This window comes from Clostridioides sp. ZZV14-6150 (assembly GCF_020657875.1).
Lineage (GTDB): Bacteria > Bacillota > Clostridia > Peptostreptococcales > Peptostreptococcaceae > Clostridioides.
The window spans coordinates 136,607-153,495 of the sequence record NZ_JAGWDA010000009.1; the positions used below are offsets into that span (position 1 = coordinate 136,607).

Genomic DNA, 16,889 nt, shown 5'->3' on the forward strand with positions numbered 1-16,889 from the left:
ATAGAACACTCACAATTATTTACTTAATCAATAAATTCCTTATAACCTTAATGCTACAATAAATGAAGAACAAATATTTCAGCAGACAGTAGAATGGTTCTCTGTAAAATTTACTACTGCTTCTATTGTTATTATAGAACCCTATCCAAGCAGACCATAATACATTGTTACTATTTTGGGTTAAATATATAATCAATACTCTCTTTAGATAACAGCTCAGTTTTATGTTAATTGATGACATTTTTTTCTTTAATGTCAATTATATGTCTGGTCTTAAATACTACTAAATAAATGTATTTCACTACTATTTACTATTATTTAATAGTATTTATAACTCAGATTTGATATAATACATATGGTAAAATTTTAATCAATAAAGCCTATATATTACTTATATATTAAAGTTAACAAATTTAAAACTAAGGAGAGCTATATGTTAAAAGCAATAAAAGGAAATATAATTTTTACAAAGACCTCAGATACTTTTACAGTATTTGAAAATAGCTACATTATACTAAACAAGGGCAAAGTAAAAGGTGTCTTTAAAGATATCCCTAAAGAATATAAAAATTTAGAAATCATAGACTACACTGATAAACTTATAATACCTGGTATGAACGACCTTCATTGTCATGCACCCCAATTTAGAAATTTAGGCATGGCTATGGATAAAGAACTTATACCATGGCTTGAAACTTATACATTCCCAGAAGAATCAAAGTATATAGATATAGAATATGCTACAAAGATGTATAAAAAATTTGTAAAAGAAGTCTGGAAAGCAGGTACTACTAGAATAGCTGTATTTGCAACAGTACATAAAAAAGCTTCTATGAAACTTATGGATATTTTTAAAGAGGTTGGTCTTGGAGCATATGTTGGTAAAGTAAATATGAACATGAATTGTCCTGACACTCTACTAGAAAATACGGAGGATTCTATCAACGATACAGAAGAAATAATAAGCAAATACAATGACATAAATTCTATTGTAAAACCAATTATAACGCCTAGATTTATACCTAGTTGTACAAGTAAACTTTTAAAAGAATTAGGCGATTTATGTTTAAAATATAATGTTCCTATACAATCACATTTATCTGAAAATCATGATGAAATTGAATGGGTTAAAAGTTTAGAACCTGAATCTAAATTTTATGGAGATGCCTATAATAGATACAATTTATTTGGTCAAACCCCTACATTAATGGCTCATTGTATTCACTGCTCTCAAGAAGAAATAGATTTAATGAAAGAAAATGAGGTTATGGCTGTTCATTGTCCTGCTTCTAATTTTAATGTTGGTAGTGGAGCTATGCCTATTAGAAAATTACTTGATAATAATATTAAACTAGCCCTTGGTTCTGATATAAGTGGTGGCCATACACTATCAATATTTAAGGCAATAGTATCTGCAATACAGTTATCAAAATTATACTGGGTAAATTCTAATAAGAAATGCAATTTTCTATCTTTATCTGAAGCCTTTTATATTGCAACTAAAGGTGGAGGAAGTTTTTTTGGAAATGTTGGTAGTTTTGAAGAAGACTACGATTTTGATGCATTAATTATTGATGATTCAGATTTAAATCATGACAATTATTCTATACCTGAAAGACTTGAAAGATTTATATATGTTGGTGATGACAGAAATATCATTCATAGATATGTATGTGGAAAATTAATTGAAGAACCTAATATAGAATTATAATAAAAATTTTGATTATATAGAATTTGTTTAATTTATATAACTAGTAAAAGAGTATATTTTGAACCTAAAAAACTATAGGTTAAAATATACTCTTTTTCTTTAATCTATTTATAACTTTAGTAATTATATCATATTTCCCTTAATATAATCCCCTATTCACATCTTAGATTATCTATATACATCCAAATATTAAAAAAATAATTATGATTTTATAGAACTAATCAATTTTTTCTTTGTAAGCATTTTTAAACTTTATTTTTACTTTTGTTGTATGCTTTACATACACTAACTATTAAGAGTATACCTATAACTCCAAGTGATATTCTACTGATTACAAATCCCTGTGGAATATTAAATGCAAGATTCCCCATCATATATGCAACTTTACTCTCCAGTATAGAGTTTACTAGACTCTTACCAGATATAATAGATAGTGCACCAGAATTTGTTATAAGAAATATTATTGGAATAAAAATATATAGTAAATTTCCATTTATATTACCAATAAACATACCCATCCCTAATACAAATAATACAGATGGTATTAAAATAAGAAATATAGGCTGTACAAACTGACCAAAGTTATTGAATTGAAATACTCTATTGTAAAAAATAAAACTTATCGCAATTACAATTGCAACTGTTAGAAGATATCCAACTGCTATTGTAATACTTTTTAAGCAAAAATATGTTGTAGGCTTTATCTTAGTTGTCATAGTAATTGTCCTTACTGCTTCTTCTTTTTTTGAAAATATATATGTACAAAACATAAGAACTATAACTAGTAAAAATGGATTTACATCAAGTAAAAAACTTGAATAGCTCCACTCTGAAAATGGTGCTGTATCATTTAAACCATAGATTGTTTTTGTCTTAAGAACATTGTAGGAGAACCATCCTGTTATTAATAGTAAAACTAAATACACCTTAGAAAATAATAGTCTCTTCATTTCATATTTCATTATTTTTAAATTATTCAAGATTCAATTCCTCCCCTGTAAGATTACAAGCTTTTAAGAAATCATCATATTTTAATATATTGTACTTGTATTTATCATATAAACTTTTGAGAATAGTTTCAAATTTATCTTGACCTAAAATCTCTTCCGCCTTTAAAAGTTGTAGTGGCATTTTGTTGTAAAGAAGTCTCATAGAATTAGGTGATAAAATATTGAATACATAGTTCTCAGGTAACTTTTCTAGATATTGTGGATTATTCATATAGAAATTCCTATTAAGTTTATCATTTTCTTTTTTCCAATTATCTATAGTTTTTTTACTATACTCTTTTCCATATTCATACTCCATAAACTTATTAGTCGCATAATTTGTTATACCTTCTGCTGACCAAGGTGATACCATTGGATCAACTTGTACTATAATTCCCCACCATTGATGACATATTTCATGTGCCAAAACTTCAGCCCCATTACTACCTTCTCCTATACTATTTTCAAATACACCTGGGTTGAAAATACTTTCATCCATATAACTTATATTCTCATATGCTTTTCCTCCAGTCCCAATGCTTGATGTAGCTCCTCCTTCTACTAACTTAAGTGGAATAACTTTATAACGCTCTAATTCTCCATATTGCTTCATATAAAAAGCAATAGAATCTTTTATAATTTTCTCTGCATTCATTTTGTTTATCTTGTCTTCATTCTTTCTATTATAATAAAACTGTACCTTAATCCCACCTGCTTGTATATCTTTTTTTACATAGTCCGCAGCTATTATAGTTAATTTAGTTCCTTGTGTATTGAATTTCCATGTACATTCATTATTCTTTTTATCAACTTTTAGCTTTTCTGTACTTATTCCACTTATTACAGGTGTTATACCTGTAGGTAAAGTGATGTTACCGTGAATCATTGATTCCATTGTATTCATAACATCAATTTTAGGTTCTGGGTATATTGAGCTACCAACTATCTTAATATTCTCTTCACTTATTATATATCCTGAAAGAATTTCTTCTAGCAATTGATTATTTATTAATTTACCTCCATACTCAATTTCAATTTTAAGATTTTTTTCTTTAGTTGTATCTAAACTAATTCGTCCTTCTGGTTGCTTCTTTTTAGAGATATCAAATTTAGCTTTTTTACCATTTATCTTGATATCTTTAACATTGTATCCAGGATTTAAATCAAATTTCAATTTTTGTTCTTTACCACTATTATTTTCCATAGTATATTCTATTTTCCCATCCAAGCTTGCCTTCTTAGGATTTATTTTTATATCAAGATTTGAATCAATTAATTTTATATCCTTATTTAACTTTTCATCCTCTTTAGTAGCCATAACTACACCTGAACCAGATTTCTTATCTACTACATTCTCCATTTTAGTTGGAGGACTATCATCATAATACGGTTCTAATGCATATATACTATAAGAACTAGCAATTAACACTACAGTTAAAATTGATATTGATACTTTCTTCATATTAAACATCATAGATGAAAAGATATTTTTTTCATATTTTCTTGTGCATATTACACCCATTAAATAAGTTGATATTGACACGAAACTCCAAAGCAGTCTATTCCAATATAAAGCTCTTAATTGCAAGGCATTTCCAAAACTAGAAGAGTAAATAGTTACCTTTGTCTGTACCCAATCAATAAGATAACTATCTTTTACATTTATAGATAAAAATATTAGTATAAGTAACATAATTATACTTAAATCAATGCGTCTTGTTATAGAGTAAAATCCAGCTGAAAGTAAAATACCAAATAATATAGCTGGTAACATTAAAACTAAGTAATTTATCAGATAAATATTTAAACTAAAATCCTCACTCATCTTAATGATAGAGTATGGTAGACAGATAATCATTGAAATTATTACAGATACTATAGCTGATACAAGAATAGAAATTACCTTAGCTAGATTTAAACTTTTGGCATCCATGATAGTTTCTATAATCCCATTAGTTTTGTTTCTGTAGACATTATCCATCTCATATATTGTAAACATCGAAAATAAGACTGTGCCTATTAAAGCCCCTAGTTTTGCTGGATTAAGTAAAACAGGTACACTCAAACTAAGCTCTTGTCCTAAATTACTTTGTAGTAATAATTCAGGCATTTCATACATTATTATTGATAAACCTGGTATCAATGCTATTACTAATATGAAAGTCCATGTAATCTTTGAACTAAAAAGCCTCTTTATCTCATCTTTGATAAATTTAATTGATTGCATTACTTTATCTCCTCCTCAGATATTAAAAACATATATGCATCCTCTAGGGATGGTTCTACAGATATTGCAAAATCTGGAAGTTTATGACTTACAATACGATATGAAGTTCCTGTTGTGGTAAGAATACTTGATGTAACTTTAAATTTGCTTTTTCCATTTTTATGTATTTCTCCATTTTTATCTTCATAAATACCAACATGTCCTTGTGCTTTTTTAATTAACTCTTCTGAGCTTCCATCAAACAGTACATTTCCTTTATTTATCACGATTAGTCTATTACATACTGACTGAACATCCTCTATAATATGTGTCGACAATATTACAATTTTATCTCTTGAATTTTTTGAAAATAAGTTACGGAAGTTTATTCTCTCCTCAGGGTCTAATCCAACTGTAGGTTCATCCAGTATTAATAGTCCTGGATTTCCCATTATTGCTTGGGCTATACCTACTCTCTGTTTTTGTCCCCCTGACAGGGTTTTAATTTTTGAGTTTCTTTTTTCTAATAAATTGGTCTGATTAATAACTTCTTCTATTATCTTTTTTGTGTTTTTATTAATACCTTTTAAAATTGACATATATTCGAGGAATTGATACACTGTCAATTCATCATATAATCCAAATTCTTGTGGTAAATATCCTAATTTACTTTTTAACTCTGTCTCACACTGTTGAAGAGGTTTCCCATTTACTAAAATCTGACCTGAAGTTTGTAATATTCTTGAAGTTAGTAGCTTCATTAAAGTGCTTTTTCCTGCTCCATTTGGACCCAATAAGCCTATAAAATTTGGACTTTCAAGACTCATATTTATATTTTTTAGTGCTTCCTTCCCTGCTTTATAAGTCATATTTAAATTTTTAACATCGATTTTCATATTTCACTCACCTTTCATATTTTTAGTTTCTTATTACATTTTTTATTATATAAATGAAGTATGTAGTTAATATGTTCTTACCTTGTTTTTTATATGGCACCTAAATACTTTTTAAATACATGTTTATACTCAAAATAACCCTATACTAAAATTTAACTTTAAAATTTTAGTATAGGGTTATTTTATTTATAAAATATTTACTGCAATGTATTTTTTAATGCGATAGGAAATATAGCTGTAAATTTTACACCCACTGATGTATTTTCAATTTTATATTTAACCTTGTGCATATCAAATATAATTTTAATAATATACAATCCTAAACCACTTCCGCCAGATTGTCTACTTCGTGACTTATCTACACGATAAAAAGGATTAAAAATATTTTCTATCTCAGATTCTTCTATAAATGTATTTGAATTCTCAACCTCAAAAACTCCACATTCATTATTCTTATACAATTTTATATTTACCAAAGCACCGTTTTTTGAGTGCTTAATTGAATTGTTAATAATATTAGAAATAGCTTTTTTCATCAATTTTATATCTACAAAAGAGTATAAATTTTTTTCTATATCACTAAGAATATCTATATTCTTATTTTCTGCTAATATTAAGTAATTTTGTATTGATTTTTGTATTAATGAACTCATATTGATTTCTACTGTATTTAATTTAAATCCAGATGACTCCATACGAGAAATATCAAGAATTTCACGTACCATTTCTTCCATGCTTTCCATTACCTTAAGTGAATGTCTTAAATAAGTATCTCTATCCTTATACATGCCAATATTATATATCATGCCTTCAAGTTGACCTTTTATAATCGTAATTGGCGTTTTTAGCTCATGAGATACCGCTGCAAAAAAAGCTCTTCTACTTATTTCGTTCTTTCTTTCCTTTTCAATATCTTCTTGAAGCTTTGAATTTGCATGTTCAAGATTATTAAGTGTAATTGATAAATTATGTGCAAGTTCATTTAAACTTAAAGCAAGAGAACCTATTTCATCGTGACTTTCTACATCACATCTAACATCTAAATTCATCTGTGCAATTTTTTTTGAGGTGTTACTTATCTTGACAACAGGTTTTGTAATTACTCTGGAATAAATAAATGCAGTAACTAGTGATATTATCAAAATCATTATTGCGACTACTGGTATCAATTTTAATAAAATTATAGAAGCTTCATCAACTACCATCAATTTTGGTACAACAGAGAGAATATATTTATCTGAACTATCTTTAAATGTAATCTCAGTGGATATAGCACTTACATAGCTACTTCCCGAAATTTGATTATTATTTAAGTACTTATATAAAAAATTATCTTCATTGAATATAGCTTTTTGCTTCTTATTTGATATAATATTTTCATCACCTAATTTACCATACTTTATATTAGATGGTATTTCTACTAATTTTCCATTTTTCACTAAATCAATAGACACATTATTTTCAATTATAAAATCATAAAATTTAGGTGCTGAATCCTCATATTTAGTATTCTCAATAACTTTAACAAATTCATCAAGATTTTTTTTGATATCATCGGTTAGGTATGATTTATATGTTTTGGGCATTGACATCATGATAAATATATAAATTAGCGTACAGGACAAAATAAGTATCAAGGTTGTACTTAAAAAAACTTTTCTATTTAGACTTTTCTTAATCCAATACATCAATCCTATATCCTACCCCTCTTATTGTTTCTATGTAATCCACATCAAGTTTTTTTCTAAGATTTTTTATATGTGTATCTACAACCCTTTCATCTCCTAAAAAATCATACTTCCACAGACTATTTATTAAATTTTCTCTAGTAAGTACACGACCCTTGTGTTCTATTAATTCTTTTAGAACTTCAAATTCTCTAGCAGTCAATTCAATCTTTTTACCATTAACAAAAACTTTATATCCTTCAACATCAATATTGATATCTCTATATAATAAAAATTCCCTATCTTCATGATTTTCTTCTTTGTCACCGATTCTTCTTAATACTGCCTCTACTCTTTTTAGAAGAACAATTGTAGAAAAGGGCTTTGTAATATAATCATCCACTTTTAATTCAAATCCTTTTACTTGGTCTGTTTCTTCATCCAATGCTGTAAGTATAATAATTGGAATATTAGATTCATTTCTTATCATTTCACAAACTACAAAACCGTCTATCTTTGGCATCAAAATATCCAATAAAATCAAATCAAATTGTTGTCTTTTAAACTTCTCAATCCCATCAAGACCATCATTTGCTGTTATAATGATATAACCTGCATTTTCTAAAAATGTTTTTATTATATTTTGGATATCTATATCGTCTTCTATGACCAATATTCTCTTTGACAAGTTTATCCCCTCTTTCTATAACTATAAACTTTAGGTTGTATATTTATATATATTTAGATTATACATTATCTTTATGTTTTTAATGTGTAGCATAAGGCAATTCTCATAAACTCCTCTCCTATTATATATTGGTAAAATTGTCAGTTCAATATAATATTTCTATAAAATTTTTACCATTTATTATTTTAAAAATATTTCCTTATTTTATTTTTATTAATTTTTTTTAGAAATACTAAATTTTATTTGTAAATATATAGTAATTTTTACATTATTCTTATATAATATATATGAATAAATAATTTTGGAGGACTTGTCTAATGAGTGAATTTAAAAATGTTAATGCAGTGAAAAAAGCAAACGTTTATTTTGATGGTAAGGTAAGTAGTAGAGTACTAATATTTCCTAATGGCGAAAGAAAAACTTTAGGATTGATGTTACCTGGAGAGTACACTTTTTCTACTAGAGAAGAAGAAATAATGGAAATGCTTGCTGGAAGCATGGATGTAAAACTGCCTGGAAGCAATGAGTTTGTAACATATACAGAAGGTCAAAAATTTAATGTTCCTTCTGATTCAAGCTTTGATTTAAAAGTAACTGAAGTTGTTGACTATTGCTGTTCATACATAGCTGATTAATAAATATACATGATATTCTTATATAAAATTTAATGTAAATAAAAAAAGAACAACTCTATTTAATATTAAGTTGCTCTTTTTTATATTATTCAAGTCAGTTTAAATCTGGAGCTATTGTGTCTAGTATCTCATCTAATACAAATAACATAACTTTTATCATAATTGGCATTAATACCGCTAATACCATAGTTATAAGGATTAGCTCTTTACTTAGAGCTACAAAGGAGAATAGTCCACCTAAAAATAGAATACCAATAACAAATGATATAGTCATGCTTACAATTAAAAATAATCTTTCTTTATTAAATGGCAAGCATTGCTGTCTTAATATCAAAAGACCACATATACCAGTTAATATAGCACACATTGTAGAAAATACACTTGAACTATAACCTAAATATTCGACTATATTGTAAACAATAATTACATTTAATGTTACACATAGTGCTCCTGGTAAAGCATTTTTTAATATATTAAGCAAGAAATTTCCTGAAATTCTACTTCTATTTGCCTCAAGAGCTAAAAAGAATGATGGTATACCTACTGTTACAGCTCCAATCAAGGATAATTGAATTGGTACAAATGGATATTGTCTACTAAAGAAAAATAATGTTAATAATGACAAGAAGAATGAAAATATTGTCTTTACTAAAAACAAAGAAGATGCTCTTTGAATATTATTGATTACCTTTCTTCCTTCCATAACAACCTTTGGCATGGATGCAAAGTTTGAATCTAATAAAACTAAATTAGAAACATTTTTGGTAGCATCACTTCCAGATGCCATAGCAATACTACAGTCAGCTTCTTTAAGTGCTAACACATCATTTACACCATCTCCTGTCATTGCTACTGTACGATTTTGTTGTTTTAATGCTATAATCATTTGTTTCTTTTGTTGTGGGCTTACTCTTCCAAAAACACTATATTTATCAACAGCATCATATATGTCTTTATCATTTTTAAATGTTGTTGCATCAATAAATCTATTAGCTGTTTTAAGACCTGCTTTTCTTGCTACTTCACTTACTGTTATAGGATTATCTCCAGATATAATTTTTATATCTACACCTTCATTATAAAAAAATTCTAAAGTTTCCTTGGCCTCATCCCTAATTTTATCTAATATCAGTATAAAAGCAAGCGGTTTTATATCTTCAGGTATATTATGCTCTTCCATATAAGAGTTACTATGAGCTAAAGCTATTACTCTATTTCCTGCTTTAGAATATTTTTCAATCTCTATTTTTAAGTCTTTATATCTATCTTTAAAAATAAACTCAAAAGCTCCTATTAAGTATGTACCTTCATTTTCAAAAACAACACCACTGTATTTTCTTGCTGATGAGAATGGAATTAAATTTTTTACTTTATATGTATCTGAAATATCATATTTATCTCTTATAGCATTTAATGTTGCATTGTCATCTTTAAGAGAATTACACAAATTTCCCATTATCTCGTTTATATCAACTTTTTCAAGCATTACTACATCATCAACTTGCATTTTACCCTCTGTAATTGTACCTGTTTTATCAAGACATAATGTGTCAACTCTAGCAAGAGTCTCTACACAATATAATTCTTGAACTAAAGTCTTGTGACTTGCAAGCTTTATTGTCCCAACAGCTAAAGCAATACTTGTAAGTAGCGTTAATCCTTCTGGTATCATTCCATTTACAGCTGCCACAGTACCTACTACAGATGTTGCTATAGAATCTCCATTTCCAAAATGTTGTTTTACAAACAAGATAATTCCTAAAGGAATAATTATTACACCAACAACTTTTAATATTGCATTTAATGAATTTCTAAGTTGAGAATTGTGTTTCTTGGAAATTTTAGCATCATTAGCTATCTTATTTGCATAGTTATCTTTTCCTATGTTTTCAACTTTTACAAATGCCTCTCCAGAAACTACAAAACTACCAGAATATAAAAAATCGCCTTTGTTTTTTACAATAATATCAGATTCTCCTGTGATTAGAGATTCATTTATCTCTAACTTTCCTTCTAAAACTTTTGAATCTGCACAGATTTGATTTCCTGTTTTTAAAATCATAATATCATCTAGCACTAATTCCTGAACATCAATCTCTCTTTTCTCTTTTTCCCTTATAACAGATACTTTGCTTGATACTATAACAGATAGATTGTCCAACAATCTTTTTGCTCTTATTTCTTGAATAACACCAATAATAGTATTAATTACAGCAATAAATATAAATAAGGTATTTTTAAAAGAGCCAACTGAAACTAGCAAACAAACTAAAACAATATTTATAAGATTAAAAAGTGTAAATATATTATCTTTAAAAATTTGCTTGTATGTTTTAGTTTTTCCATTGTCAAATACATTAATTAAATTATCATCTATTCTACTTTGAAGTTGTTCACTGTTTAATCCAACATTTATATCACAATTATATCTTTTTAGGTTAACTTTATCCATATTATACTCCTTTCAACTTAACTTTTTCTTTAACATTAATATCTATAAATATATTGTAAAATTCTAATTTAGTTTAATATATCTTATTATAGTTTATATAATAAAACATAAATCTAAAGATTTAAATATCATAATTCTTAAGATTTCCTAAATTTTTTATGAATTTCGATATATTTTTATTAAGTTTAAATTAAGTTAAAAGAATAAGTAGATTTATTATATCCTATAAAATAAAACTACTCTGTATATTCAGTTTCCAAATCTTCACATTTTTCTTTACCATATATAACCATTCCTATAATTGAAATTATTATAAGCACACTTCCTACAATACTATAAAGATTGAACTCTTCATTCAGTAGAAATACTCCTGCAAATATAGATACCACTGTAGCTATGTTTGATAATATTGATGATTTTACAGCCTCTAGTTTAGACCTTGAGTAGTTATTTAAAAACATAGCTAACAAAGAACACCCCATACCCAAATAAACTATTGGAAATACAATCTCCATATTAAATAATCCTTTTGCATATTCTATTAGACTCCCTGATATCAATTCACCACCAACAGATATTGATGTAAATGATATTGTTCCAATTAGTTGCATTGCTGCTGTTATTTCAATTGGTGTAAATTCGCTTTTAGATAATTTTCTTACATATACACCATATGCACCAGCACAAATTACTGCCCCAAGTATCATTATTCTTCCAAGCATGCTACTTGTTTGATTCCCTGTATTTTGTAAGTTTACTATTATAACTCCAAAAACTGCAATTGCGATGCACACTACTTGTTTCAAGTTCATTTTTTCATTTAAAAATATAATTCCCATAATTCCTGTAACTACTGGTATCATAGATATCATAACACCAAATTCTGATGTAGATGTATACTTAACTCCAAGTGTCTCAAGCATAAAATATAGAAATGGTTGAAACATACATAAAATCAAAAGTGATTTAATATCTTTACCTTTAAAGTTTAAGCTTATAAATTTAAACTTATATAATGCTATTACTGCTATCAATCCAATTGTAAATCTTAATGATAATACTGTAAAAACCTTATTGTCAACCAAATTTAATACTGTCTTAGTAAAATAAAAAGAAAAACCAAATAGAATATTTGCCAATACCCCTAAAGTATAACCTTTTGTTACATCACTTACCTTGTTCATAAATTTAACATCCTCACATTTTCTAATAATATATAAAAAACTTTAACAGTACATACCATGTATGTCAACATATACACAAAAAAGCTATCTAATTTAAGATAGTTTAGATAGCTTTTTAATACAAATATAAAATTTTTGTATATTTAAATTATTTATTATTTTTATTATTTATCTTTGTGACCATGTTAATATAGGCTTTTTCACTGCTCTTGCATCATCAACTCTTTTAACTAAAGTATTATGTGGAGCAGTTTTTAGTAATTCTGGTTCTTCCTTAGCTTCTTTTGCGACATTCTTCATAGCTTCAATAAAACTATCTAATGTTTCTATACTCTCACTTTCTGTAGGCTCTATCATAAGCGCCTCATTTATAATAAGAGGGAAATACATTGTTGGAGGATGATATCCATAATCCAACAATCGCTTTGCTATGTCAATAGTTTTTATATTTGCTTCTCCTCTTGGTAATCCGCCTAATACAAACTCATGTTTACATAAAATATCTATTGGTAAAATATAATCATCTTTTATACTTTCTTTTATATAATTAGCATTTAGAACTGCCATTTCACTAGTTTCTTTAAGTCCATCTCTTCCCATTGTTAATATATATGTGTAAGCTCTTACAAGGACACCAAAATTTCCATAAAAATTTTTAATTTTTCCGATAGATTTTGGTCTGTCATAATTTAATACATATTTATCTTCTTGTTTTTCAATTACTGGAATTGGTAAAAAAGACACTAACTCTTTTTTTGCTCCAACAGGTCCAGCCCCTGGACCACCGCCACCATGAGGAGTTGAAAATGTCTTATGAAGATTAAGATGGACTACATCAAATCCCATATCTCCTGGTCTTGTTATTCCCATAATAGCATTCATGTTTGCACCATCATAATACAAAAGACCACCTGCTTCATGTACAAGGTCAGCTATTTCTTTTATATTTTTTTCAAATAGCCCAAGAGTGCTTGGATTTGTAAGCATAAGGGCTGCTACTTCATCATTTAAAACTTCTTTTAACGCATCTATATCTACAGCACCATTTTTATCAGATGTTATTTGAATTACATCAAAATTCGCCATAGCTGCACTTGCTGGATTTGTTCCATGTGCAGAATCTGGAATTATTACTTTAGTTCTTTTATAGTCTCCTCTATTTTCATGATACGCCTTTATCAGCATAAGACCTGTAAATTCACCATGTGAACCTGCTGAAGGTTGAAGTGTCACTTCATCCATACCTGTAATTTCTGCAAGCTTATTTGATAAATCATACATAAGAGCAAGAGACCCTTGTGCTGTATCTGGAGATTGATATGGATGCATTCCAGTAAAGTTTGGAAGTGCTGCCATATCTTCATTAATTTTAGGGTTATATTTCATTGTACAAGAACCTAAGGGATAAAAACCAGTATCAACACCAAAATTCTTATTTGACAATAAAGTATAATGTCTAACTAATTCTAATTCACCAACTTCTGGTAAGTTTAATTCATTTTGTCTAGCCATACTTGGGTCAATCATATCTTCTATTTTTATATCATCTATATCTAACTCTGGAATTGAGTATGCTTTTCTGCCTTTTTTAGATATATCTATCAACAAACTATTATATTCTTTCATTATAACCCCTCCATTATTCCAACTAACTTATCTATTTCATTTTTACTTCTTTTTTCAGTTACACAAAGTAAAGTTGAATTTTTTAATTCTGGATAATTGTGTTCTAAATTATAACCACCTAATATATTTTCTTCTAAAAGTTTATCGTTTATAGTATCTATATTATGATTTCCTTGTACTGCAAATTCTTTAAAAAATCGGCCTTTAAATATAGGTCTGTATTTTCCTGTTTGCACAAGTTTATTATAAGCATAGTGTGCTTTTTTCATTGATTGCATACCAACTTCTTTAAATCCTTCTTTACCCATAGTAGCCATGTATATTGATGCTACAAGAGCATTTAGAGCTTGATTGGAACATATATTAGAAGTTGCTTTTTCTCTTCTTACATGTTGCTCTCTAGTTTGTAAAGTTAATACATATGCAATTTTCCCTTCTGTATCTAAACTTTGCCCAACTATTCTTCCTGGCATTTTTCTTGTATATTTAGATTTACTAGCCAAAAATCCTACATAAGGACCTCCAAAATTAAGAGGATTTCCTAGTGATTGAGCTTCTCCAACAACAATATCTGCTCCTATTTCACCTGGTGTTTTTAAAACACCTAATGATATTGGGTCAACACTCATAATTAACATGGCTTTATTTTCATGAGTTATCTTTTCTATTCCTTCCATTTCTTCAATAATCCCAAAGAAGTTAGGAGTTTGTATAAGGACACATGCTGTATCTTTATCTACAGAAGCTCTTAATTTTTCTATATCTGTAGTTCCATATTCACTACAAAAATCAATTTCTACTATTTCACAATCTTTATATTGTAAATAAGTTCTTAGTACTGATAAAGTTTCTGGATGTATAGTCTTTGATACTACTATTTTACTTTTTCTAGTTTGATTCATTGCCATTATACATGCTTCTATTGCAGCAGTAGCTCCATCATACATTGATGCATTTGCAATTTCCATACCAGTAATTTCTGCAATCATGGATTGAAACTCAAACACTACTTGCAAAGTTCCTTGACTTATTTCTGCTTGATATGGAGTATATGCTGTATAAAATTCTGACCTTGAAGTTATATGTTTTATAATTGATGGAATATAATGGTCATACGCACCAGCTCCAAGAAAACAAGTTAAATCTTCTAGACTTAAATTTTCCTCTGACAATCTTTTTACTATTTTACTAACTTCTAATTCAGATTTTCCACTGTCTAGATTTAAATCTCTTTTTAATTTTAGTTCATCTGGTACATCTGAAAATAATTCATCAACTGAGTTTAATCCAACTACTTTTAACATTTTTATCTTATCTTCATTTGTAGCAGGTATATATGAAAATTTATTTTCTTTATTTACTACAACATTATCTTTTTTATATTGTTTTTTATAAAAAGGCTTCTTAACTGTTATAGCAGGAACAACTTTTTTTCTAATGGCTATACCTATTTCAGTTCCTGCTTTTGCATATTCAGCATCTATAATTCCCATACCTAAGATTTTCCCTGTTGTTGGAGATGCACACCCAGTAGTTACAAAACCAACTGTTTTATCTCCAACTTTTATATCATATCCATTTCTAGGCATCCCTTTGCCTTGCATTTCAAATCCTACTAATTTTCTTTTAATCCCATTTTCTTTTTCTTCTGCTAAGATTGATTTGCCAATAAATGATTCCTTATTTACTTTTACAAAAATAGATAATCCTCCTTCAAGTGGAGATATGTGTTCATTTATTTCATGTCCATATAGAGGTAAGGCTGCTTCAAACCTTAAAGTATCTCTACAACCTAGACCAGCTGGACATATATCTTCTCCTCCAACTTTTAGGACTTCATCCCAAATTGCTTTTACATGTTCATTTTTGCAATATATTTCAAAACCATCTTCTCCAGTATATCCTGTTCTTGAAACTAAACAAGAGTATCCAGATACTTTTACTTCTGGCATTGACTTATAAAATTTTATTGATTCTAAATTTATGTCTGTGATTTTTTGAAGAATTTTTTCTGCTTTAGGTCCTTGAACTGCTAATTGACAAACTTCATTAGATATATTTTTTATATTTACTTTATATCCTTCACTTTGCTTGATTATCCAGGCAACATCTTTGTCTATATTTCCTGCATTTATTACTAACAAATAATCTTCTTCCCCAAACTTATATATTAATAAATCATCAACAACTCCACCATTTTCATAGCACATAGGTGTATATATGATGTCATTGACTTTTAATCCACTTATATCATTCGTAACTAGGTTTTGTATAAATTTTTCTGATTCTACTCCTTTTACTTCTACTTCTCCCATGTGAGATACATCAAATATACCTGCACTTTTTCTAACCATTTTATGCTCTTTGTTTATTCCTTCATATTCCAAAGGCATCTCCCAGCCAGCAAATTCAACAAGCTTTGCACCAAGCTCTTTGTGTGTATTATACAAAGGCACTCTTTTTAATTCATTCATATATAACCCTCCCCATAAAATTAAACCTATTATATTTAAGCAACTTCACCACTATGTCCTGTATTTTCTCATAAAAAAAATATATAAGCATAGAAAATAATCCTAGCCTATATATCCCTGTTTGTATACCTGAAAGATTTAATAATTTAATATTATTCTGCTTCTTCGGTGACTTATAGTATTTAACTTAAGTCTCTCCAGAGTCCCATCAATTAGCGATATTTTTGCCTGAAAGCTTCTCTAAGGATTGGCATTTCTTAAATTTCTTCTTCGGCGCCTTTTTGTATAAAGGTCTCTCTCGCTAATCTCACTTGGAAATATTTATTTTCAATTTTATTTTATGAATATTTAAATCAAATGT

General features: G+C 28.0%; 11 protein-coding genes and 1 riboswitch. Of the genes, 2 read left to right on the forward strand and 9 right to left on the reverse strand.

The annotated features are described in order from the left end of the window. Nucleotides 1-433 precede the first annotated feature (433 nt). On the forward strand, nt 434-1,711 hold the full coding sequence (locus KGF41_RS12275; RefSeq protein WP_227829704.1) for an amidohydrolase family protein: 1,278 nt from the start codon (nt 434-436) through the stop codon (nt 1,709-1,711). Nucleotides 1,712-1,956: 245 nt separating this feature from the next. On the opposite strand, the gene KGF41_RS12280 is transcribed toward KGF41_RS12275, so the two are convergent. The 5 genes from KGF41_RS12280 to KGF41_RS12300 all read right to left on the reverse strand — a co-directional run bounded on the left by KGF41_RS12280 (nt 1,957) and on the right by KGF41_RS12300 (nt 8,157). After that, nucleotides 1,957-2,691: a hypothetical protein gene (locus tag KGF41_RS12280; RefSeq protein ID WP_227856699.1), complete on the reverse strand. Its 735-nt coding sequence runs from the start codon at nt 2,689-2,691 to the stop codon at nt 1,957-1,959. After that, nucleotides 2,684-4,927 carry a M1 family aminopeptidase gene (locus KGF41_RS12285; protein WP_227829706.1) on the reverse strand — a complete coding sequence of 748 codons (2,244 nt, stop codon included), beginning with the start codon at nt 4,925-4,927 and terminating at the stop codon, nt 2,684-2,686. The genes KGF41_RS12280 and KGF41_RS12285 overlap by 8 nt, the downstream gene beginning before the upstream one ends. After that, nucleotides 4,927-5,802 (reverse strand): ATP-binding cassette domain-containing protein, encoded by an 876-nt coding sequence (locus KGF41_RS12290; protein ID WP_227829707.1) that lies wholly within the window; start codon nt 5,800-5,802, stop codon nt 4,927-4,929. Before KGF41_RS12290 ends, KGF41_RS12285 begins: the two co-directional genes overlap by 1 nt. A gap of 197 nt (nt 5,803-5,999) precedes the next feature. After that, nucleotides 6,000-7,388 carry a sensor histidine kinase gene (locus KGF41_RS12295; RefSeq protein WP_227854697.1) on the reverse strand — a complete coding sequence of 463 codons (1,389 nt, stop codon included), beginning with the start codon at nt 7,386-7,388 and terminating at the stop codon, nt 6,000-6,002. A gap of 88 nt (nt 7,389-7,476) precedes the next feature. Further along, on the reverse strand, nt 7,477-8,157 hold the full coding sequence (locus tag KGF41_RS12300; protein ID WP_227829709.1) for a response regulator transcription factor: 681 nt from the start codon (nt 8,155-8,157) through the stop codon (nt 7,477-7,479). 317 nt (nt 8,158-8,474) lie between these two features. On the opposite strand from KGF41_RS12300, the gene KGF41_RS12305 reads away from it, so the two are divergent. Then, entirely contained in the window at nt 8,475-8,792 is a 318-nt protein-coding gene (locus tag KGF41_RS12305) for a pyrimidine/purine nucleoside phosphorylase (RefSeq protein WP_227829710.1), read from the forward strand. Between the two features lie 94 nt (nt 8,793-8,886). Here the strand turns inward: KGF41_RS12305 and KGF41_RS12310 are convergent, their stop codons facing one another. The 4 genes from KGF41_RS12310 to gcvPA all read right to left on the reverse strand — a co-directional run bounded on the left by KGF41_RS12310 (nt 8,887) and on the right by gcvPA (nt 16,528). Then, a complete protein-coding gene (locus tag KGF41_RS12310; RefSeq protein ID WP_227829711.1) occupies nt 8,887-11,244 on the reverse strand; it encodes an HAD-IC family P-type ATPase in 2,358 nt (785 codons plus the stop codon). A gap of 236 nt (nt 11,245-11,480) precedes the next feature. Then, nucleotides 11,481-12,428, reverse strand: a complete 948-nt coding sequence (locus KGF41_RS12315; protein WP_227856700.1) for a DMT family transporter — start codon at nt 12,426-12,428, stop codon at nt 11,481-11,483. A 168-nt stretch (nt 12,429-12,596) separates the two neighbouring features. Further along, the gene (gcvPB, locus tag KGF41_RS12320) at nt 12,597-14,054 is read right to left on the reverse strand and encodes an aminomethyl-transferring glycine dehydrogenase subunit GcvPB (RefSeq protein ID WP_227829713.1); all 1,458 of its coding nucleotides are present in this window, start codon (nt 14,052-14,054) and stop codon (nt 12,597-12,599) included. Next, complete coding sequence (gene gcvPA / locus KGF41_RS20900) at nt 14,054-16,528, reverse strand: aminomethyl-transferring glycine dehydrogenase subunit GcvPA (protein WP_255611413.1); 2,475 nt, start codon at nt 16,526-16,528, stop codon at nt 14,054-14,056. The genes gcvPB and gcvPA overlap by 1 nt, the downstream gene beginning before the upstream one ends. Nucleotides 16,529-16,734: 206 nt before the next feature. Then, a riboswitch (glycine riboswitch) is annotated at nt 16,735-16,839 on the reverse strand. Nucleotides 16,840-16,889: the final 50 nt, after the last annotated feature.